Raw genomic sequence first — 21,626 nt, forward strand, 5'->3', positions numbered from 1 at the left:
GCGCGCAGCGCCGGGAGCATCACGGCCAGGGGCAGCAGGATCAGCACGGGGATCGCCAGGAACACCCAGCGCCAGCCGGCCTGCTCGGTGACGGTGCCGGCCACCAGCGGGCCGACGATCACCGGCACCACCCAGGCGGCCGAGAACGAGGCCATGACGGAGGCCCGCAGCCGCTCCGGATAGGCCCGGCCGACCACGACGTACAGCGCGACGATCACCAGGCCGCCCCCGATGCCCTGCACCCCGCGCCCGCCGACGAACATCCACATGCGCTGCGCCGACCCGGCGATCACCAGGCCGGTGCCGAAGGCGGCGATGCCGGTGAAGAGGGGGACGAGGGGGCCGGAGCGGTCGCACCACTCCCCCGACAGGGTCATCGCGAACAGGCTCGCGGTGAAGAAGGCGGAGAAGGCGAAGGCGTAGAGCCCGATGCCGTCGAGGGCACGGGCGGCGACCGGCATCGCGGTGTTGACCGCGCTCGCTTCGAAGGCGATGAGCGAGACGACGGAGATGATGCCGAGGGTCAGCGCACGGTGGCGGCGGCCCAGTATGCCCTCGCCCCGGCCGGTCGCGGCAGTGGCCTGCGGGGCCACGGATTCGGCTGCGGTCATACCGCTTGAGCGTACGGACGGAGTCCGCTTCCGGCGCCTGTCGCGGGGACGAGATCAGGTCGGACTTGGGTCCTAGGAGGCGCGGCGGGCCCGGAGGGGCCGATGGGCCCGGTGCGGTGGGGCCGGGCCCGGTGACGTCGTGACCGGGCCGGGCCCTTCGCACCGGGCGAGCGCGCGCTGCTGGCGGCGGCTGCCGTCCCGGTCACGTCGTCAGCAGCACGCCCCCGTACGAGGCCCCCGCGATCACGACCCACGAGCACAGCCCCAGCGCCGCGACGCGCCCGCCGGTGCGGACCAGCGAGGGCAGGTGGACGGCGCTGCCGAGCCCGAAGAGGGCGGCGGCGAGGAGCAGCTCCTGGGCGTGCGCGGCGAGGTCCAGCCCGGCGGCCGGCACCCAGCCGGTGGTGCGGACGCCGACCATGGCGAGGAATCCGAGGACGAACAGGGGGACGAGCGGGGGCCGCTTCCCGGACGCCTTCCCGGACGTCTTCCCGGACGCCTTCCCGGACGTCTTCCCGGACGCCTTCTCGGGACTCTGCCGGCGCCTGCGCACGGACACAGCCACCGCGGCGACGAGCGGCGCGAGCAGCGCCACCCGCATCAGCTTGACCAGCACGGCGTCGGTGAGCGCCGCGGGCCCGGCGGTCTGCGCCGTGGCCACGACCTGGCCGACGTCATGGACGCCCGCGCCGACCCAGCGGCCGAACTGCGCGTCGTCCAGGCCGAGGGGGTGGTGCAGGAGCGGCAGGACGGCGATGGCGAGGGTGCCGCAGAGGGTCACCAGGGCGACGGACGTCGCCACGTCCTCCTCGTCGCTGCCGGAGACCTCGCTGACCGCGCCGATCGCCGAGGCGCCGCAGATCGAGTAGCCGGTGGCGATGAGCAGGGGCTGGTCGCCGCGCAGGCCCAGCCTGCGCCCGAGCCAGAGCGTGCCGGCGAAGGTGGCAGCCACGACGGCGATCACCATGGCGACGGTGGCCCAGCCGAGGCCGAGGACGTCGTCGAGGCCGAGCTTGAGCCCGAGCAGGACGACGCCGATCCGCATGAGCCGCTTGCCGGCCAGGGTGAGGCCCGGCCGGGCGGCGCCGCGCACCCATGCCCGTACGCCCGGGGTGTGCGCCGCGGCGATGCCGAGGACGACGGCGGCGGTGAGCATGGGGACGGCGGGGACGAGCAGGTGCACGGCCCAGGCGACGGCGACGCCCGCGGCGGCCGTGGCGAGGCCGGGGAGCGCGCCGGGGGCGGGCCGCGGCGGTGTGCTCGTGGGAACGCGGTCGGTACGGGGGGTGAGGAGTGCCATCAGATTTCGTCGGCCGGGAGGTCGTAGACGCGGCGCACGCTGGAGCCCAGGCGGGAGATGTCGGCGCCGTAGATGTGGAGGGAGATCGCCTTGGTCGTACAGGCGTTGCGGACGCGGTGGATGTCGCCGGGCGGCGCGAAGCCGCACACGTCCCCCTGGTGGTTGACGACGTCCTCGGTGGCGACCAGGCGGGCGGTCGTGCCGTCGGGCACGAGCCGGTAGCGGCGCTCGCTCTCGGTGCCCTCGTGGACGCCGGTGACGCACCAGGAGACGTGGTCGTGGACGGCGGTCTGCTGGCCGGGCATCCACACGAGCGCGACGACGGAGAAGCTGCCGTCGTGCTCGGCGTGCAGGATGTGCTGCCGGTAGCGGTCGGGGTCGCCCTCGCGTTGCCCGTCGGTGAGCAGGTCGCCGGCGCCGAGGTGGGCGGCGAGCCGCTCGCCGACGATGTAGGCCGTCGTGTCGGGCGGCAGGCCACGGCCTACGGCTTCCCGGACGTCGTCGACGAGCTGGGCGAGGCGGGCCGTCGTCGGGGCTGCGGTGGGAGTGGTCATGAGTGCAGGGTCGAGGCGGGCGGACCGACGGGTCCAACGACAGTCTGTTGGCCGGAACCCAACGGGAGCTTATGAGTTGGGGACCGCCGGCAGACCCGGCCGGCAGATCCGGTCGGCAGATCCGCCAGACCCGGTCGGTGGATCGGGGGCCCGGTCAGCAGCCGACACGCCGGGCCGCCACCGCCTTCAGTTCGTCCAGGACGAGGGCGGTGGCCGGGATCCGCAGGTGGTCGCGCAGCACGTACGCCGAGACCTGACGGCGCGAGGCGGGGTCCAGCGCCCGCCCCGTGATCCGGTCGTGGCGCATGAAGGACAGCACCAGGCCCGGCATCATCGCGATGCCCAGGCCCTCGGCGACCAGGGACTGCACGACGAGGTTGTCGTCGGTGGTGAAGGCGATGTCGGGGGCGAAGCCGACTTCGGCGCACTCGTGGAGGAAGTTGGTGCGGCAGCGCAGGCAGCCGGCGATCCAGCGCTCCTCGGACAGGTCGCCGAGCTGGACGGCGCGGCGGCGGGCGAGGGGGTGCCCTATGGGCATCAGGACCGTCAGCTGGTCCTCCATGAGCGGTATCTCCACCAGCTCCTCGGGGACCTGTTCGTGCAGGCCGGGATAGGTGAAGGCGAGGGTGATGTCGCACTCGCCGCGCACGAGGCGGCGGATCGAGTCGGGCGGCTCGCCCTCCAGCAGCTCGACGCGGATGCCCGGGTGGTCGGCGGCGAGCCGGGCCAGCGCCTCCGGTATCAGGGTGGCGCTGGCACTGGGGAAGGCGCAGACCCTGACCCGCCCGGCGCGCAGCCGGGTCAGCGAACTCATCTGCTGCTGCGCGGCCGTGAGGGTGTCGAGGATCGTCTCGGCGTGCCGGGAGAGCGCCTCGCCGGCCTCGGTGAGCCGCATCCGGCGGCCGACGCGGGTGAACAGCGGGGTGCCGACGGAGCGCTCCAGCGCCTTCATCTGCTGGGTGATCGCGGGCTGGGTGTAGCCGAGCACGCGGGCGGCCGCGGAGTACGACCCGGCCGTGACCACCGCGTGGAACGTCTTGATGTGCCGCGAGTCGAACACGCCGGAATCATAAGCGGAATTTGGGATAGGGGGGAGAGAAGCGAGGGGTAGCTTCTGGATCAGCGGGATTTGCGGATAGATGGGGCAAGGTGGACTTATGCCGTGTTACGCATCGTACGACGGAGTGGAACTGAGCTACCGGGTGCTGGAGGGACCGGAGCCCGGGGCGCCGCTGCTGTGCCTGGCCGGCGGCCCCGGCAGGGACGCCGCCTACCTGGGCGACCTCGGCGGGCTGGACGCCCACCGCACCCTCGTCATCCCCGACAGCCGCGGCACGGGCGCCTCGCCGCCCGCCCCCGACGCCTCCGGCTACGCCTTCCCCGCCCTCGCCGAGGACCTCGAATCCCTCCGCGCCCACCTCGGCCTGGAAGCCTTCGCCCTGCTGGCCCACGACGCCGCGTGCGCCACGGCCCAGGCCTACGCGGCGCTCTACGGCCACCGCCTCACCCGGCTCGTCCTCGTCACCCCCGGATCACGGCTCCAGGGCCGGCTGCCGGACGACGCCGAGGAGATCTTCGAGTCCCGCGCGGAGGAACCCTGGTGGCCGGACGCGTACGTCGCCGTCCACACCCTTCCGACGGCCACCGACATGAACGAGGTCCGCACCCTCCTCCTGCGCGCCGCCCCCATGGGCTACGGCCGCTGGGACGCCCCCCAGCGCGCCCACGCCGCCACCGAACCCGGCCAGCTCGGCCCCGTCCCCCGCGCCGGCTTCTGGCAAGGCGTCGACGAACCCGCCCGCGCGGCCCTCCTGGACCGCCTCCCCGAGCTGAAGTGCCCCGTCCTCGTCATCACCGGCGACCGCGACGCCCTCGCGGGCCTGCGCGCGGGCGAACTCGTAGCCACCTCCTTCCGCACGGCGTCCGTCCGCACCCTCCACGGCGTGGGCCACTACCCATGGGTGGACGAACCGGACCTCTTCCGCCCGGTGGTCGAATCCTTCCTGACCCGGGGCCACGACCCGGAGGCCCACGAGGGCGGGGGCGTGGGCGGGGGCGGGACGGGGCCCGCGTGAACGCGACATGGCAGTCGCATTGCGGCGCCGCCGAAACCGTTGATACCCCCGCGGCCGCCCCGTACGTTGAACGCACTGAGCACAACTTGGCCGTGTGCCCGAGTGGTTGAGGGACTCGCCTGCAAAGCGAGTTACGCCGGTTCGATTCCGGTCACGGCCTCTGGCAAGCGGATCTGCGAGTGCCGCCGGACCGCCTAAGATCACCCTTCGGGTGAGGGGGCGGGAACCACTGATGACGCGCGGGCACCGTGCACTGCTGGGCCTGACGACGCTCGTCGTGGCCGGCCAGACGCTGTTGATCGCGGGCTACTGCTTCCTGTTCGCCCCGATGTACTTCCAAGGCGCATAGACCCCGAGGACGAAGAGTCCGGAGGCGGCTCCCCCGAGACCGCCCTCGCATGGACGGCTGCCGCCATGTTCATGGGACTCGTCGCCGTGGCGGCGAACACCTGGAGCTGCCGCGGCATGGCCCGCGCCGTCCGGCACCGGATCTCCGCCGCCCGCAGCCTGACGGCGGCAGGAACGGTACAAGCCGCGGTGGTTGCGGGCGCCGCCAGGCTCGACTGGCTGCTCGCGGTCGTGGCGGCCGTAGCCGTACTACTGCCGCTGCTGGCCTGCCGGGTCCTGGACCGCAGAACGTTCGGCACCTGAGCCTTGACCTAGCAGCCTTCAGGAGCCGAACGACACGTCGTAGACGATCTCGCACAGGGCGGTCGGCACGACGATGTCCGCCGTCTCGACGGCCCGGCCGTCGTCGCTGTAGTACGTGCGCTGAATCCGCGTCACCAGCGCGCCCTTCTGAATGCCGAGGAGGTTGGCCTCCTCGGCATCGGCGTGCCCGGGCTCCGGCCGCTCCGCGGCACGGGTGACCTTGATCCCGACCTCGGCCATGCGCCGCACCACGCCCTCACCGGCCAGCGGACCGGCCTCGGGCATCACGACGAGCGAGCCCGCGGTGATGCTGTACGGCTCCCAACTGGTGGACAGCTGCACCGGCTTGTCATCGGCCAGGTACTCGTACGTGGTGCGCACGCAGTAGTCGCCCTCGGGAATGCCGAGCCGGGCGGCGATGTCCGCCGGGGCGGGCACCATGGCGTCGGACCGGCTCTCCCACGTGGCCCGCTTGCCCAGGGCCGCCATGTCCGCCTCGAAGGCCGACCCACTGGTCCGCTCCCGTTCGGGTGACCGGACGACGCGCACGCGCTCGCGGGGTTCGGCGACGTAGGTGCCTGAACCGGCGCGTCCGGTCAGAACGCCTTCCTCAATGAGCCTCTCTTGGGCGCGACGGACGACCCCATCGGTCACACCACACTCTTCGGCCAGCTGCGCACGAGAGGGGAGTCGCTCGCCCGGCATCCACTCTTGATCTTCGATGCGCTTCCGGAGTTCCTCGGCGAAACGGAGGTAAGGGGCCTGCTCATGCATATGCAGAATCTAGGGCCCCGGCCCTACTCTGGGTTCCTAGACTAAAACTGGGCGCCCAGTTTATACTCTGGGCACGCCACAGCACCCAGTGCTGCAAGGCGACGGAGGTGCGTTGCGCCCACACCCAGAAGTTCGCGTCGATGCCATCTCTGCACGCCTCTCCGACGCCGGCTTCATCCCACGGATCACCGCTGACCAGACCAATGCACACATCGCCACGGAGGTGCCGGACCCACTCCCCACCGAGTCCTGGGGCGAGCTCTTCGCGGCTCTGGCCATAGGGGATGGGTGGGGAGTTGCCATCGACAGCAAGAGCGGCCGGTTGGCATGGGCCGCCGTAAAGAGAGACACCCCCGCGGCAGTAGCAGCTGCCCGGGGGCTTGGCCGACAGCTATGAAGGAGCAGATCAGCGTGTTCGAGCATATCCGCCGAGCCGTCACATGGACGAGGCAACTACTCGCACCCGCTACACCGACGGAGCACCCGGCGAGTGAGGCGACCCCACCGCCGACCAGGCCCGCGTCTCAACCCTCGCGGCATCAGGACCAGGAGCTCCTCCACGCCGAGGAGACCAGCCTCGTCCGCCTGTACCTGCTGACCGAAGGAGAACAGGCGGGCCTACGACTCCAGCCGCGCTGGCACCCCGTCCCGACCCACCAGTACCGGCAGACGGCGGAGGCGTGCTGATGATCGCGAACGCAGCCACGCACACCTTCACGTCCATCAAAGTCACCAGCGACACCATGGAGCCGGGTGACGTCATCGCGATCGGCAACGTGCCGTTCAGGGTGCTGGACGTGACGGAAGTGGGTCGAATGAAGGCCGTGCGCTTCCAGTCCGGAGAACTGATCTACCTCCACCCGGCGACCGAGGTCTCGGCCGTACGGGCGATCCCGACCCAGAACGAGCCCAGTAACCACCCGCACTGACGGCTATAAACAGCCCGGCCGGGGGCACCCGGCCGGGCAATGGCGCATAGCCGAACCCGCAACCGCCCACGCGGGGCCCCTCATCCCACCCGGGCGAGCTCAGCCCGAAGAGACTCAGCCTCATCCGACTCGCAGACGAGCAGCACGGTGAATGCAACCGGGATGTTTCCGGGCTTCTCGTGCGGATTACGCCAGTGCTCCACGGCCCGCTTCAATACCGAGAAGAACGCCTCCCGCTCCTCCGGACTTTCCGAGAGCACCATCGGCGCGTTGTCGATCAACACGAGATACCGGTTGGCGGGGAGCCACTTAAGGTCCCGTAGGCAGTCGTACAGCGCGTACCAGTTCCAACCGAAATAATCGGGAAACGTGAGCCGGTCCCAAAACTGCTCAAAAACGCCATCCCTGTCGGCCATGTTCGCCCCGTCCACGCGCCCGACGAAGGCCACACCAGTCGGGGGCAGGACATCCGTTACCGTGCCAACCGCCGCCCGCCCCAGCACGTGAATCCAAGGCCCGCTCGCGCTCCAAAGCTGAGGCACGTCCGCCACCACTGTCTCCCCTCCTGTCGCTCCTCAGTGCGCTACGCCTCTCGCGCAGCCTCCTCCATGATGAGATTCCGGATCGTTAGGTACTCATCGCCGGCCCAGTCTTCATCGTCGAAATATGCTTCCCAAAAACCTGGCGCACTCCAAGCCGCAGGCCGGAGGAAGAGCGACCCATCATTCGCTTCAGCGACCCAGGATCGAGAAACAGTCGGAGAGGTGACAGAAAATCCGCGGGCGTCGAACAGTGCAGGGGCCGAACCATCCATCGGATCGATTCGATAATAGTTCTTCCCTTCGAACCTGGCGTAGACCTCGAGGACGCAATAGTCTTCACCGCTTCGCAGAGGGCTTGCATTAACACCGCCATCGCGGATAACTCTTACGAGCATCTACTGCTTCCTCCGGTTCATGACGACCTTGTAGTCCGAATCATATGCCACTGCGCCAGTCTTCTCATTGTAGTAGTAATGGACCTGGAAGTCGCCATACGGACTCTGGTGCGTTCGCGTGCTGTATTTCCCCCAATCGTCCATGGACCCCCCAATCCCCTTAAGGTGGTCAACGACGTACCGGTTACGAAGCTCGACCCCTGGGATAACCATCATCGATTCCGATATGACCTGCGGAGTCAATTTCCCTTCAGGAGTAAAGACCGAGCCGGACGACTCTCGACGCAGCTCCTCGATCAGGCGCTGCCCACCCACGCCTCCCGACACGATATTTTCGTTGGCGTCCTTGCCCACCTTCCCTAGCTCATTGAGGGTGGGGTAGTCCTTCTTCTTTTGAGGTTTCTTGGCGCAGGCATCCGGCGCCAAGCCCAATGGGTCACTCACCAGGTGAGGAGTAGGCACGTAACCGTGATGATTCGGACCGGGCAGCAAACCGAGCGGATCAGCCGCGAGGTAACCAGCGGCCTCCGGGTCGTAATACCGGAAGTAGTTGTAATTCAAACCCGTCTCGGGGTCATAAAACTGGCCTGGGAAGCGGAGGGGGCAATCTGCACCCTCTTCCGAGCCAGGTGCCGGGAGGCGTGTGCCCCATAGGGTCGTGCGGTGTTGCCACGCGAGCTCTCCGGATGGGGTGATCAGCTCCATCGGGGTGCCGATCAGGTCCGTGATCACGGCGTGGAAGCGGGTGGCGAAGTCCCGGTCCTTCGTATCAGCGAATTCCGAGATCAGGGACTTGCCAGCTGCCCGGACCAGACGCGTGTGGTCCGTCTGCGTCAGGGGGCGGTGCGTTCCGGGGGCGTAGTCCCAGGTCGTTACTCGGCCGTCGGCAGTGGACTGTTCGGCGAGGCGCGTGCCGTCCCAGGAGAAGAGCGCTTCCTCAGTCTCGGCCGACTCACCGTCGACCGGGGTCCGGTGCTTCGATATGCGGCGGCCCAGCGGGTCGTACGCGTACCGCCACCGCTCCCCCTCCGGCGTCACCGCTTCCCGCAGGCGGTCCTCCGCGTCCCAGGTGTACGTCCACGTGCGCGTCTGCCCGTTGAGGAGCTTGCGGGTCTTGCGGGTGAGGCGGCCCTGGGCATCATGCTCGTACGACGTGCGGCCCGCGCGGCGGATCAGGGTGCCTTCGAAGTCGCGCTCGCCGGGGGCGGCGTGTGCCGGGGCCTCGGCGAGTGTGACATTGCCGGCCCCGTCGTACGCGTACCGCTCCGTACAGCCGTGGGCGCTGACCACCGTCACGCGGCCGGTCGCGGTGAGGTCGAAGCGGCGGGTGCCGGAGGTGAGTTCGCGGATCTCGGTGAGGTAGCCGTCCGGGCGGTAGGCGTATTCGCGGTGCTGGAGGAGGCGGTCGGCGCCCCGGATGGCCTGGATCGTCAGACGGTCGTTGGCGTCCCATTCCTGGGCGAGCACTGCGCCTTCGCCCAGACGGCGTTCCGTTTCGCGGCCTGCCGCGTCGTAGGCGAAGGTGAGCCCGCCCGCGTCACCGCGCAGCTCCGCCGGGCGGCCCGCAGCGTCGTACGTCCATTCCGAGGCGAGCCCGGACGGGGTCACGCGTCGTATGCGGCGACCCAGCGCGTCGTACGTGTACGACGTCGTCCTGCCGCTCACCGTCTCCGACAGCACGCGGCCCAGCGCGTCGCGCTCGTAGGCGAGTTCTGTGTCGGCGTTCACCGCACGATGCAGGCGGCCTGCCGCGTCGTAGGCGAAGGTCGAGATGGACGAGACCGCCTCGGCATCGTCCGTACGCTGCTCCGTCGCCCGCCCCAGCAGGTCGCGGGTGAAGTGCAGCGTTTCCCCGGCGCCGTTCGTACGGGCGGCGAGTTCGCCCGCCGCGTCGTGCGCGTACGTCAGAGTGCGGCCGTTGAAGTCCGTCTCGGACGTGACGCGACCTGCCGCGTCGTAGTCGTACGACCAGGTCAAGCCCTGCGGGTTGGTGACGCCCGTCAGGCGCAGCTCCGTGTCGTACGCAAAGGCGTACGTCGTGCCGTCGGAGTCCGTGCGGGATACGGGGAGGTCGAAGCGGCCCGCGGTGTGACGAGTGGTGTTGCCTGCGGGGTCGGTGTGGGTGAGGAGGTTGCCTTCGCCGTCCCAGGTCCAGGTCTCGGCGGTGCCGTCCGGGTACTCGCGCCGGCTCGGCCTGCCCTCCGTCGTCCACGCCGTGCGCGTGACGCGGCCCAGCGGGTCGGTGGCCTCGGCGATCCGTCCGAAGAGGTCCCGGCTGGCCGTCGTGCGGTGGCCGAGCGGGTCCGTGAGGGCGACGGGCAGCCCGGCCGCGTCACAGGTGACGTGAGAGGTGTGGCCGAGGGCATCGGTCACCGCGGACAGATGGCCCAGCTCGTCGTAGCCGTAGCGCGTCTCCGCGCCCAGCGGGTCCGTGGTCGCGAGGAGGTTGCCACGGGTGTCGTACGCGTGGCGCCACGTCGCGCCGCCCGGTTCCGTGAGCTCCGTCGGCCTGCACAGGTCGTCGTAGGTGGCCGAGGCCGTCGAGCCGTCCGGCAGGACCACCTGGGCGAGATTGCCCGCGTCGTCGTACGCGTAGCGGGTGGTGCGGCCCAGCGGGTCCGTCACCGAGAGGCGGCTCGTGGCCGTGGCGTCCCAGGTGGTGACGGTCGTGTGGCCGAGTGCGTCCGTCTCTTCCGTGACCAGGGCGTCCGCGTTGTGGCGGTAGGTGCGCTCGTGGCCCAGGGAGTCCGTGACGGTCGTCGTGCGAGCCCCGGCGTCGTACGACAACGAGCCGGAGAGGAAGCCGTCGGTGCCGTCCGTGCGGATGACGCGGCCCTGCGCGTCGTAGGTGTAGCCGTACGTCGTGTCGTTGCGGTCGGTCCACGAGGTTATTCGGCCCTCTGCGTCGTACGTGAAACGCAGGGGCTTCCCACTGGAGTTGGTGACCTCCGTCAGGTTTCCCGCGTCGTCGTAGCCGTACCGGATGAGGACGGTGCCGCGACCGGGGCTGTGGGCCGGCTCGTACGGGGACGGGGGCTCGTCGAGGAGGCGCAGGCCCGTGACACGGGCGCCCGCCGCCCCGACGACGGCCGTCTCCACGGCCACGTAGTAGCCGCCCGAGTGACGGATCGCGGTGGGCGTGCCGGTGGCCGTCCGCTCGATGTCGATGCGCGCGCCGTTGCGGTCCTCCACGCACTCCAGCGGCAACTGGAGGATCCCCGGCTCCTCGGTCGGGACGATGCCGCCGAAGGTACGGGTGACGCCGGCCTGCGGGTCGGTGATGGTCATCAGCCCGCCCGGGGTGCCGTCCCAGGTCAGGGGCCAGCGCGGGCCTTTGACCGGGAGCACGGGCTCGCCCGGGGCGGGTACCGGATAGACCAGCCGCGTGCCGTCGGCCGCCGCGTAGACGACACCGTCGGCGTCGATCTGGACTCGTTCGTCGAAGGTGGAAGCCCAGGTCGGGCCGAACCAGGCGCCTGCGCGGTACGAGGAGAGGTGGGTGCGGCCGATGACGAGGGGCAGGGAGCCGGGCAGGGTGACGTCCGTGGCCGGCAGGAGCATGGCCCCGGTGGCGACGTCGATGGGGTCCAGGGCGCACTCGATATTGACGGGGAGGCGGGCGGCCTGGGCGAGTTCGACGTCCATCGGGCGGATGCCGTTGAAGAGGTTGCGGTAACCGCCCGCGGTCCCGGCGTTCTTCGCGATGCTGCCGAAGCCGCCGAACATGCCACCGTAGAGCATGCCGTCGTTGGCCGCGGCGCCTGCCTCGGTCAGGTTGATGCCGTCCTGGCGACCCTGCGCGATCTTGATGGGCTGGGCGACCGCCAGGTTGACCGTGACCGACTCCAGACCGCCGAACGCCGCCGCGGCCAGCGTCACGCCCGCCACCTCGGCCACCGTCGTGGACACGACGATGCCGAGCGCGGCCCCCGCTTCCACGATCGCGGTCGCTGCGCCGGCGGCCGGGCCGGCGAGGGCGCCGCCGGTCGCCACGGCGATGGTGACGGCCGCTCCCAGGACGACGAGATCTGCGATGATCTTGTCCCAGAGGTCGTCCATCGCCTTGTCGATGGCGCGGGCGAGCTTCTCCAGCCCGTCCGCCATCTTCTTCGCCGACTCCGCGAGGTCGCTCAGCCAGCCGTCCTCCGCGCCCTTGGCATAGCGGTGCCAGAAGACCTCGAAGGCCTCGATCGCCTCACCCTTGTTGTTGTGGATGAGGGAGGTGGCCTGGTTGTTGACGGGTGTGCGGATCGCTTCGACTTTGCCCGCGAACGTACGCCAGGCCTTGGCGGCCTTACGGAGCTTGTCGGCGTCGCCGTCGGGCCAGTACAGGCCCATGTAGTCGACGAGGAAGTTCTGGACCTTGTGCTTGACGCTCACTTGCCGCCGCCGCCCTTGGCGCCCTTCTTCGAGAACATCGCAGCGATCAGCTTGTCGTTCTCGACGTGACCGTCGGACATGTCGACCATCGCCTCGTGAATGCTCGCGAGGCCGGCGATGAGGATCTTCGTCGAGTTCTCGATCTGGGTCCGCTTGGGCCGGTAGGAGTCGCCGAACTGCTTGCCCTGATCGTCCGCGCCCCACGGCGCGCCGAGACCGTCCAGCGCTGTGGTCAGCTCGGACAGCGCCTCGCGCAGCTTGCCGCTCTGCTCACTGAACGCCGGCGCCGCGGACTTCAGGTCCGCGGTCTTGATGTCCAGGATCTTGCCGTCGCCGCCGCCCGGGCTGCCGCCCATTGCCGCCTCCCCACCGAGGTAACCGCGCCGGGCGCTCCGGGGAGGGCACGCGTTGCCTGTTGCCCGTCCCGCGGCATCTGACGCCCGATCACGCCGAGGTCACATGTTCGCATGCCGGTTCGATGGAGATGCTTTCGACACCCCGTCGCGGGTGGTGGTGTCTTTGCCCCGTGCGAGCTCCGGAGGATCGGAGCGGCGATCAGCCTGCCGAGCCGCCTCGGGGGCCGCTGCGGCGACGGGCGAGGAGGACGGGGGTCGCAACGGCCGCCCCGACCAGGACTGCCGCTCCGGCGCCGAGGGCGATCCACTTAGCGGGGCTGCCGCCGTCGTTGCTTGCGGCGTCGGCCGATTCCTGCTGCGGGAGACTCGTGGCCAGCGCCTTGGAGCTGGCGTCCCCCGGAGCCGGTGACGCACTCGGACCCGGGAGAGGGTTCACATCCGCCGGGCCCGGGTCGCCCGGGTCCTTGAGAGCGATGCGGGGGCGGACGGCGCCGTAGCCTACGTAGTCGTTGCGCTTTTCCGCCGTGCCGGTGCCGCCGGCGGTGTTGATGAGGACGCGGGTTACCTGGTTGGCGGTCCAGTCGGGGTGGGCGGACCAGATTAGGGCGGCGGAGGCGGCGGCGAGGGCCGAGGCGTCACTGGTGCCGTTACCTCGGCAGAGTTCGGTACCGCCCGAGCAGGCCGCAACCATGGCTGCGCCAGGCGCAGACAAGTCCACTTGGGGGCCGTGCTGCGACCAACTTGCAGCAGCACCTTCCTGATCGAGGCCAGCTACGCCAATGACACCCGGATAGGCGGCTGGGTACTCCACCGCATTGCCCTTGTCGCCCGAGTTACCAGCCGCAGCAAAGATCATCTTTCCTTTGCTAAGCGCATAGGCGATGGCCTTCTCTTCTAGATCGTCACTCGGGCCGCCCAGCGAGATGTTGATGATCTTTGCGTCCGAGTCGGCTGCATAATGGAGTGCATCAACCATCGACCTCGTCCCCTCCAGGGCATTTCCCTTCTGCCTAACGCGGACAGGAAGGATCCTTACTCCGGGAGCCAGGCCGTAGGTCCCTGCGCCACTGCCTCTCTTGCCCGTTCCGGCAATGAGGGCCGCCATTTTACTGCCGTGCCCTTCAGCATCCGTTCGCGCGTCGCCCGACTGCCCTGAGAAGTTCTTCCCTTCGAGCACCTGCCCCTGCAGGTCTGGCAGGCTCGCATCAACGCCAGTGTCGATTACTGCCACAGTCACCCCGACACCGGTGCTCTTTTCCCACATTTCTTCCGCATGCATGGCGTCCAGATACCACTGGCGGGAACGGACCGTATCGGCGTGGGCTGGCGCGGCCGAGACCACGATAAGCGAGGCGAGAATGACGATGGCTCTACCCGCCCATGTCCCCCGTACAACACGGGCATTGCTCATGGAGATGTCCTCTACTCGATGACCGGTGGCACGACTGCCTTGCCACCTTGATTCCAGGTCTCCTCGTCCTCGACCAGGTAGTCGGGTCGTCGGCTTCCGGATTGCCGCTCCGAAGAGGCGCCACTCACACCGCCAACAGGCATCAATCCGCCCATCATGCCGGTTCTGGCCGACGAGTTAGTTCGACTCTCGCCAGCAGCACCGCCACGGACCAGACCGGCCCCACCCGGGGTGAAGTCCGCGCTGACACCCCTACCTGGGCTCTGCCCTGGGCGGCGCCCAACAACTCCGCCGGGCTCCGTCGCCCTGGCCCGACCAACCCCGGCCCCCGGGCTGCCAATCGAAGGCCCAGGCGCCCCGCCGAAGCTAGCGCCCGGGACCATGGGAGTCCTCGTCTGACCCTGCCGCTGGGACGGCTCCGCACCGAAGACCGGAACCCGCCCGGGGTGCTGGGTCGGCACGGACGGCCCACGCGGCGTGGGGCGGCCACCGACGATCCCGTCGCGCGGCAGGCTCGGCATCCGGGTGGTACCAGCGCCAGGCCCCGGCGTCGGGACTCTGGGTACGGGCTGTCCACCTCGCTCAGGGAGCGCACCCCCCGGACGGCGACCCGAATCAGGTCGTCGATCAGGACCCGGCCAACCAGGCACAGGAACGTGCGGCATGGGAATTTGCGGCTTCCCAGCATCCGACGGAGTAACTGACGTCCGATCCGGCTGCAGAATGGGTACGCGGGGTGGCGCATCGACACCCCCAGAGAGGTCCAGCTCAGGCCGCCGAACGAACCGTTCTGTAGGCGCGGATGGCATCGAAGCGTCGTGAACACCTCCGCCAGCCAACGCGCCGCCTGTGTAGCCCGCCAGCAAGACCCTGGCGGCTGCGCCGGGCGACGTTGCTCCAGAACCGCCACCAGGCAAATCAACGTACTCATTCGGGTCGAGTGGCGTCTGCTTAGTCGGCATCACCTGCGGCGGCATAGGCCGAAAATTAGGCCGAGCCACCCGCAAAATCTGCGTCCCCGACTGGTCGTACGACTCCGCCAGCGCCTTCATCAGCGCAGCTGCCGCCTTGTGGTTCTCCTTAAGCCGCTCCTGCGCGTCGTATGCCTCCTTGTGCGTGGGGCTGTCCAAGGGGCTGTCGGGTTTGAGGCCCTGCAGCCACGGCGGGGGGACCTCCTTCAGCGGGAGGGTCTGCTTCTTCAGCCACGCATCGACCGTAGCCTTGTCCTCGGGCGAGTACTTCGGCATCCGCCTCGCGCTGCCCAGGTCCGTGGACGCGTAGCCCATCCACTTGTTGACCGCCTTGACGTAATCGCCGAGCCGGATCGTCTCGTTGGCCATGGAGTGGCCCCACTTGCGGAAGGCCTCGCCGGCTTCGCCCGACCAGACGACGCCCTCCATGTGCTTCTTGAGGTCGTCTCCGAGCTTCTTGATGGCCTGGGCCGCGCCGTTGAGCTGGAGGCCGATGGCGATGACCCGGTGCTGGTCCGCGTGCTCGACCATCGCCTGGAGCTTCTCGTGCGGGATGTCGTAGAAGTCTTCGGCAGGCGCGCATACCGGCGGGAAGCGGGGGTCCTTGTCGCTTCTGGTCGGGACTTGGTCGGTCATCAGTGCTTGCGTCCTTCCCGGCTCTAGAAGTGGGTGTGTCCGCCTGATCCGCTGCTACCGCGCGGATCCGTAGGGGCTCCCGGCCACAGCGTCTGCGGCTGCGCCGGATCGGCATCCGGGTCCAGCTTCGGGTCGTACTGGCGCTGCATCCGCTGGTGGATCGCCCAGAGCTTCTCCCGCTCCTCCGCGTCCGTGTTGGCGTAGCCCGAATGGGCGTCTAGCACGGTCGCGCTCAGCGCTTGGATCTGGTCGTTGAGGAGCTGGGCCAGTGTCACCAGGTCCGTGTGGACGTCGCGGTAGACGCTGTAGAGGGCTTCCGCCGCGTGGAAGTTCACGCCCAAGTGGGCCTGGGTGAGGCCCGTTTCCGCTACCTTGCCCGGCGCGCCGTCGGATTCGTCCAGTGTGCGCAGCAGATCGTCCACCCGGCCCTTGAACTTCTTCAGGGTGGACAGTTCGGCGGCCAAGCCGCCTTGCGGCCCCTGCTCGGTCACGTGTGCCCCTCCACTGACTTCCCCACCCGCCAACCGCCCGCCGTCACATGTAACTTCACGCTACACAGTAACGCCGGGCAGTGACACGCGCGTACTCAGCCGGGCGCTCAGCCGGACGTCGCCACCGCCGCCTGCGGCCTGATCGGCAGCCGGTTGACCGGGCGGCCCGTGGCCGCGCGCACCGCCGAAGCCACCGCCGCCGGCGACGTCACCACCGGTACCGCGCTGATCGCCTTGGCCCCGAAAGGAGCAACGACGTCGCGCTCCTCGACCAGCTTCACGATGTGGACGTCCGGGGTGTCCAGCGACGTCGGCAACGCATAGCCCGTGAAGTCCGGTCGGCGGACCATTCCGCCCGCCGTGCGGAGGTTTTCCGTCAGGGCCGCGCCGACGCCCTGGGTGATGCCCGCCTCGATGCGGGCGCGGGCCTGCTTCGGGTTGAGGACGCGGCCCACGTCCTGGGCCACTGCCATTTCGACGACCCGGACGGAGCCCAGTTCCACGTCCACGTCCACGACCGCGCGCACCGCGCAGAAGGCCATGCCCACGAACGCGTCGCCCTGGCCCGATTCGTCGAGCGGCTCGGTGGGGTGGGGGCGGCACTGGGCCGTGGCCCAGAGTTCCTTGCCCTCCAGGACCTCGGCGACCGTGATGCTCAGGACCCCGTCGTACGACGTGATCTTGCCGTCGGCGATGGTCAACAGCTCCGCCGACATGCCGAACTGCGCGGCGAGCGGCTGCAGCAGCTGCGTCCGCACCATCCGCGCCGCGCGCTCGACCGCGCCGCCCGACACCCACGTGTGGCGGCTGTGCGCGCCGGGGCCGGACGGGGGCTGGTCGGTGTCGACGGGGGCGACGTAGACCTCGTCCAGGCCTAGGACCTCCTGGACGATCTGGCGGGCGAGGGTCGCAAAGCCCTGGCCCGTTTCGACCGCCGCGCAGATGACCGTGGCCACCGGGCCCGTCACCTTGACCGTGGCCGTCGAGACCTCGTCCGCGCCCTCCGCGCCGAGCATGTGCACCATGCCCAGGCCGTAGCCGACGCCGCGCCGCACCGCACCGGCCTCGCCCGCGCCGCCGGGGCCGCCGGGCAGCACCCACTCCTCCTCGGGGTCGTCCGAGGGGAGGGCGGGCAGCGGGTAGTCGCGGACGGCGCGCAGGAGTTCGGCCACGGGGGCGGGGCAGGTGACCGTCTGGCCGGTGGGCAGCAGGTCGCCGGTCGCCAGTACGTTGCGCAGGCGCAGCTCGGCCGGGTCAAGGCCCAGGCGGGCCGCGAGCTTGTCCATCTGGCCCTCGTACGCGGCGCACACCTGCATGGCGCCCTCGCCGCGCATGTGGCCGGACGGCGGGTTGTTGGTGCGGACGGCCCAGCCCTCGACGAAGGCGTGCGGCACGACGTACGGGCCGCAGGCGAAGGCCACGGCGGCGGCCAGCGCGTCGGACGAGGTGTCGGCGTAGGCGCCCGCGTCCAGCAGGATCTGCGCCTCGACCTTCACCAGCTTGCCGTCGGCGTCCGCGTGGTGGCGGTAGCGCAGCAGCGTGGGGTGGCGGTGCGGGTGGCCGAGGAAGGACTCCTCGCGGGTGGCGACGAGCTTGACGGGGTGGCCGGTGCGCAGCGCGAGCAGGCCGAGCGGCAGCTGCATGCCGGGGTCCTCGCGGTCGCCCATCGCCCCGGGCACGCCGGTGACGACAACCTTCACGCGCTCGGGCGCCAGGCCGAAGCAGGCGGCGGCCAGGTCGCGGTCGGCGTGCGGGTCCGTCGACGCGGTGTAGATCTCGACGCCGCCGTCGGGGCGCGGCACGGCGAGGCCGGCCTCGGCGCCGATGGGCGCCGGGTCCTGGCGGCCGATCCGGTAGAGGCCTTCGACGATCACTTCGCCGACCGCGTCCGGATCGCCGAAGCGCAGCGGGATGTGGCGGATCAGATTGCCGTCGGGGTGCAGCGGCTCGGCGGAGAAGGCCTGCTCGGGGTCGGTGACGGGCTCCAGCACCTCGTACTCGACGGCGATGGCCGCCGCGGCGAGCCGCGCGGTGTCGGGGTGGTCGGCGGCGACGGCGGCGATCGGCTCGCCGTGGTGGCGCACGATGTCGGACGCGAAGACCGGACGGTCGGCGATCTTGCGGCCGTGGGCGGCGTCGCCGGGCACGTCCGCGTGCGTCACGACGGCACGGACGCCCGGCATCCGGGCGGCCTCGCTGGTGTCGATCGACAGGATGCGGGCGTGCGGGTGCGGGGAGCGCAGGAGCGCGGCCCACAGCAGGCCCTCGGCCCACAGGTCGGCCGCGTACGGGTAGATACCCTGGGTCTTGGCCTCCGCGTCGGCCGGGGTGAGGGAGGCGCCGATGCCGCGCTGCGGTTCGGCGGGGCCGCCGGGCGAGGTGAGCAGAGGAATGGCGGTGGCCGTGGCGCCGCCTTCGGCCGCGCCCGCCATTCCTGCCATTCCGCCCATTCCGCCGCTTCCCGTCATGCCGTCGTCGCCTTTCCGCTGCCCCCGCCGTGCGGGCCCGCCTGGTGCGGGATACGGGCCTGGTCCGCATCCGGCTGCAGCACCTCGTGCTGCTGCGCATCCGCGTCCTGGAGCTCCTGCGCCGCGGCCGCCTCGCGCTCGCCGACGACCTGCCGGACCGCGTCGAGCACGCCCCGGTAGCCCGAGCAGCGGCAGAGGTTGCCGCAGATGGCCCGGCGGGTCTCCATCTCGGTCGGGGCGTGGTTGCCCTCGAGGAGGTCGTGCATGGTCATCGCCATGCCGGGCACGCAGAAACCGCACTGCACGGCGCCGCACTCGGCGAGCGCCCGCTGCACGTCGGACGGCCGGCCGTCGGTGGCCAGGCCCTCGACCGTACGGACCTCCGCGCCGGCCGTGGTGGCCGCCGGGACCAGGCAGGAGGCGACGAGCCGCCCGTCGACCTGGACCGAGCAGGCCCCGCACTCGCCCTGCGAGCAGCCGTCCTTGGCCCCGGCGAGGCCGAGGCGCTCGCGCAGGACGTACAGCAGGGACTCGCCGATCCAGGCGTCGGTCACGGGCCGGTCGGTGCCGTTGACGCGCAGGACGTAGGACGTGCAGGGGTGCTCGTTGTGCGGGACGCCGAGGGGGTCGGAGAGGTCGAGGGGGTCGGAGAGGTCGAGCGGGTCGGAGAGGTCGAGGGGGTGACCTGCGGATCCGACGGGGTGACCCGTGGTCCCGACGGGGTGACCCGTGGACCCGACGGGGTGACCCGTGGACCCGAGGGGGTCGGCGGCACCGAGGGGATCGCCGCCGCCGAGGGTGTCGTGCGCCGGGATGCCGGGGCCGGGGATGGCGTGCTCCGGAATGCCGGCACCCGGATCGGCGTCGGCACCGGACGGATCCTGATCGCGCTCGGAGCCGTCGGCGGGCGCGGCGGGCGACGCCGCCGCCTCGTCCGCTACGACGTCGGCCGACACGGGGGCGTCGGCAGCTACGGCATCGGCCGCATCCGACGTTCCCTGCGACAGCCCCTGCGACAGCCCCTGCGGCTGTCCCTGCGACGGTACGAACTGCTCGGGCAGCGTCGGCTGGGCGTGCTGCCCGGCCGGGCCCGGGTGGGCGAACGACTCGGCGTGCACCGCCTGCTGCGGGTGCAGGACGGGCTGCTGCTCCTGCCCCTGCTCGGCGCCGGAAACCTCCGGCTGCCCCGCCGGCTCCGGCTCCGCCGCAGGCGACGGCCCCTCGGACGCGGAGGCGGAGGCCGAGGCGGAGACGGACGCAACGGACGGCTCGTTCTCCGTCCCGGCCGCGCCCGGATTATCGCCCGTACCAGTGACGTCGCTGACGTACGCCGGCACGGTGAACGCGCTCGCCGCGTCCACGGCCGGAGGCTCGCCGGGCAGGGCGGAAGCGGAATTCTCCGCGACCGCACCGGGGAAGCCGTCCCGCGCGTACTCGCCGGACACGTCCGCCGCATCCACCGCGTCCTCGGGCAGAACCGGAACCGACCACTGGCCGGTGTCGGGGCCCGGGACGGGCGTACCCGCGGCCGGGGTGGCCGCGGCCAGCGACTGGCGCCAGGAGTCGTCGACGGGCTGCGCCGACCAGGGCGCCGGCGGCGTCACCGGCGCCGCGGGCGCCTCCGGGGCGGCACTGCGGACGAGGTACTCGCCGGACTCGTCGACGGGGTCGTCGCCCGCGGCCGGCACGGACCACTGGCCCGTCGAGCCGGCACCGGGCGCCGGCCACTCCGCCGTGGCGTGCGGATCGGCACCGCCGTCGTGGGGGGAGTGAAGGGCGCCGTCGTGGAGCGTGCCGTCGTGGAGCGTGCCGTCCTGGTGACCGCCCTCGTAAGAACCGCCCTGATGAGGACCGCTGCCCTGCGGACCGCCGCCGTGAGCGCCACCGTCGTGAAGTCCGGCCTCAAGCAAACCCGCGTCGCGCAAACCCGCGTCATGCAAACCCGCGTCATGCACACCGGCATCGCGCACACCGGCATCGTGCCCGCCACCGTCGTGCACACCCCCGCCGTGAAGAGCGCCATCGTGAAGAGCGCCATCGTGAAGGGCTCCGCCATGAAGGGCGCCGTCATGAAGGCCCCCGTCATAGGCGCCACCTACGTGCACACCCTCGCCGTACGTCTCACCGTAGGCGGCGTCGGACACCCCACCGTGAGCACCACCGTGAGCACCGCCATGGGTACCGCCATGTGCCCCGTCGTGCGCACCGCCGTGAACCCCTCCATGGGCCTCGGCGGCCTCAGGTGCCGGCTGATAGCCGCCCTGATGGGCCCCCGTGCCCTCATGCCCGTAAGCACCCCCGGGCACCCCCCACTGCCCCTGCGCCCCCGCTGCAGCCGCCGCCGGCGCCTGCTGCCAGGAGTCGGCGGAGGGCGGGGTGTAGCCGCCCGAGCCGGCCGCGGCCAGCGGGTCCCAGGCGCCGGTGCCGTTCATGGCCGCGCCCGGATGCGCGAGGAGCTCCGGGGGCAGCTGCAGGAACGTGGTGCCCTCGTCGTACTCCCCGCCGCGCGGGATCGGCTGCCAGCCGACCGGGCCGGCGGCGTGGGCCTGTCGCTGTTCGTCACTCACGCGAGTGCCCTCCCCAGTGCTCGGCGGGCCAGAGTCGCCACCGTACGACGCAAGTGCAGCGCGGCGGGCGGCAGGGTGCCCGGCTCCCCGCCGTCGGGAGCGGGCGCGGGGTCCGGGATGCAGGCCGCGGCGACGTAGTCGCCGAAGGCGGCGCACGCCTCGGGGGCGAGCGTGCGCTCGCCGTCCCAGTCGATGAGGGAGGCGACCCAGCGCTCGGCGTCGAGCGGGCGCAGCGGCATGGGTGCGACGGCGCCCACCGCGCAGCGCACGCCCCGCCGGGCGGGGTCGAGGACGACGGCGACGGACGCGGTGGCGCGGCCCGGGCCGGTGCGTCCGGTGGCCTTGAGGAAGGTCTGCGGGGCGTGCAGCAGGGGCACGCGGACGTAGCCGATGAGCTCGCCGGGGGCGAGCATCTCGTAGCCCGTCAGGAAGTGGCCGACGGGGATCTCGCGGCGGCCGCCGCCGGGGCCCGCGATGACGAGGGTGGCTTCGAGGGCGGCGAGGACGGGCAGGGC

The 21,626-nt window shown here is 71.0% G+C and carries 19 protein-coding genes and 1 tRNA gene; 5 read left to right on the plus strand and 15 right to left on the minus strand.

What is annotated here, in order from left to right:
• The 4 genes from V7793_RS15425 to V7793_RS15440 form a co-directional block, all read right to left on the minus strand.
• Window positions 1–611: MFS transporter (locus V7793_RS15425; RefSeq protein ID WP_336006812.1), on the minus strand; the 611-nt coding region annotated here is incomplete at its 3' end.
• A gap of 202 nt (window positions 612–813) precedes the next feature.
• Window positions 814–1,911 (minus strand): YeiH family protein, encoded by a 1,098-nt coding sequence (locus V7793_RS15430; RefSeq protein WP_336006813.1) that lies wholly within the window; start codon window positions 1,909–1,911, stop codon window positions 814–816.
• Entirely contained in the window at window positions 1,911–2,465 is a 555-nt protein-coding gene (locus tag V7793_RS15435; protein WP_336006814.1) for a cysteine dioxygenase family protein, read from the minus strand. Before V7793_RS15435 ends, V7793_RS15430 begins: the two co-directional genes overlap by 1 nt.
• Before the next feature lie 154 nt (window positions 2,466–2,619).
• Window positions 2,620–3,525 carry a LysR family transcriptional regulator gene (locus V7793_RS15440; protein WP_336006815.1) on the minus strand — a complete coding sequence of 302 codons (906 nt, stop codon included), beginning with the start codon at window positions 3,523–3,525 and terminating at the stop codon, window positions 2,620–2,622.
• A gap of 97 nt (window positions 3,526–3,622) precedes the next feature.
• Here V7793_RS15440 and V7793_RS15445 point away from each other — a divergent pair, with 97 nt between their 5' ends.
• The 4 genes from V7793_RS15445 to V7793_RS15460 all read left to right on the plus strand — a co-directional run bounded on the left by V7793_RS15445 (window position 3,623) and on the right by V7793_RS15460 (window position 5,191).
• Complete coding sequence (locus V7793_RS15445) at window positions 3,623–4,540, plus strand: alpha/beta fold hydrolase (protein WP_336006816.1); 918 nt, start codon at window positions 3,623–3,625, stop codon at window positions 4,538–4,540.
• A gap of 88 nt (window positions 4,541–4,628) precedes the next feature.
• A tRNA-Cys gene (locus tag V7793_RS15450) sits at window positions 4,629–4,700 on the plus strand.
• Window positions 4,701–4,751: 51 nt separating this feature from the next.
• Window positions 4,752–4,889, plus strand: coding sequence for a hypothetical protein (locus V7793_RS15455; RefSeq protein ID WP_336006817.1), 138 nt, complete (start codon window positions 4,752–4,754; stop codon window positions 4,887–4,889).
• Between the two features lie 65 nt (window positions 4,890–4,954).
• Entirely contained in the window at window positions 4,955–5,191 is a 237-nt protein-coding gene (locus V7793_RS15460; protein WP_336006818.1) for a hypothetical protein, read from the plus strand.
• A gap of 18 nt (window positions 5,192–5,209) precedes the next feature.
• Here V7793_RS15460 and V7793_RS15465 read toward each other — a convergent pair whose 3' ends face one another.
• The gene (locus tag V7793_RS15465) at window positions 5,210–5,965 is read right to left on the minus strand and encodes a GntR family transcriptional regulator (RefSeq protein WP_336006819.1); all 756 of its coding nucleotides are present in this window, start codon (window positions 5,963–5,965) and stop codon (window positions 5,210–5,212) included.
• Between the two features lie 686 nt (window positions 5,966–6,651).
• On the opposite strand from V7793_RS15465, the gene V7793_RS15470 reads away from it, so the two are divergent.
• Complete coding sequence (locus tag V7793_RS15470; RefSeq protein WP_336006820.1) at window positions 6,652–6,894, plus strand: hypothetical protein; 243 nt, start codon at window positions 6,652–6,654, stop codon at window positions 6,892–6,894.
• A gap of 80 nt (window positions 6,895–6,974) precedes the next feature.
• On the opposite strand, the gene V7793_RS15475 is transcribed toward V7793_RS15470, so the two are convergent.
• From V7793_RS15475 to V7793_RS15520, 10 genes are all read right to left on the minus strand, one after another.
• Window positions 6,975–7,448 carry a barstar family protein gene (locus V7793_RS15475; RefSeq protein ID WP_336006821.1) on the minus strand — a complete coding sequence of 158 codons (474 nt, stop codon included), beginning with the start codon at window positions 7,446–7,448 and terminating at the stop codon, window positions 6,975–6,977.
• A gap of 29 nt (window positions 7,449–7,477) precedes the next feature.
• Window positions 7,478–7,831 (minus strand): hypothetical protein, encoded by a 354-nt coding sequence (locus tag V7793_RS15480; protein WP_336006822.1) that lies wholly within the window; start codon window positions 7,829–7,831, stop codon window positions 7,478–7,480.
• Window positions 7,832–12,211, minus strand: coding sequence for a DUF6531 domain-containing protein (locus V7793_RS15485; protein ID WP_336006823.1), 4,380 nt, complete (start codon window positions 12,209–12,211; stop codon window positions 7,832–7,834).
• On the minus strand, window positions 12,208–12,567 hold the full coding sequence (locus tag V7793_RS15490) for a WXG100 family type VII secretion target (RefSeq protein ID WP_336006824.1): 360 nt from the start codon (window positions 12,565–12,567) through the stop codon (window positions 12,208–12,210). The genes V7793_RS15485 and V7793_RS15490 overlap by 4 nt, the downstream gene beginning before the upstream one ends.
• A gap of 199 nt (window positions 12,568–12,766) precedes the next feature.
• Window positions 12,767–13,978: a type VII secretion-associated serine protease mycosin gene (gene mycP / locus V7793_RS15495; RefSeq protein WP_336006825.1), complete on the minus strand. Its 1,212-nt coding sequence runs from the start codon at window positions 13,976–13,978 to the stop codon at window positions 12,767–12,769.
• Between the two features lie 11 nt (window positions 13,979–13,989).
• A complete protein-coding gene (locus V7793_RS15500; protein ID WP_336006826.1) occupies window positions 13,990–15,585 on the minus strand; it encodes a hypothetical protein in 1,596 nt (531 codons plus the stop codon).
• Window positions 15,586–15,608: 23 nt separating this feature from the next.
• Window positions 15,609–16,076 (minus strand): hypothetical protein, encoded by a 468-nt coding sequence (locus V7793_RS15505; protein WP_336006827.1) that lies wholly within the window; start codon window positions 16,074–16,076, stop codon window positions 15,609–15,611.
• Window positions 16,077–16,183: 107 nt separating this feature from the next.
• A complete protein-coding gene (locus V7793_RS15510; RefSeq protein ID WP_336006830.1) occupies window positions 16,184–18,508 on the minus strand; it encodes a xanthine dehydrogenase family protein molybdopterin-binding subunit in 2,325 nt (774 codons plus the stop codon).
• A 32-nt stretch (window positions 18,509–18,540) separates the two neighbouring features.
• Entirely contained in the window at window positions 18,541–21,111 is a 2,571-nt protein-coding gene (locus V7793_RS15515) for a (2Fe-2S)-binding protein (protein WP_336006828.1), read from the minus strand.
• A partial coding sequence (locus tag V7793_RS15520) for an FAD binding domain-containing protein (protein ID WP_336006829.1) occupies window positions 21,108–21,626 on the minus strand: 519 nt, incomplete at its 5' end. The genes V7793_RS15515 and V7793_RS15520, both read right to left, overlap by 4 nt.

The organism is Streptomyces sp. KLMMK, from assembly GCF_036961605.1.
In the GTDB taxonomy this organism is placed as follows: domain Bacteria; phylum Actinomycetota; class Actinomycetes; order Streptomycetales; family Streptomycetaceae; genus Streptomyces; species Streptomyces telluris.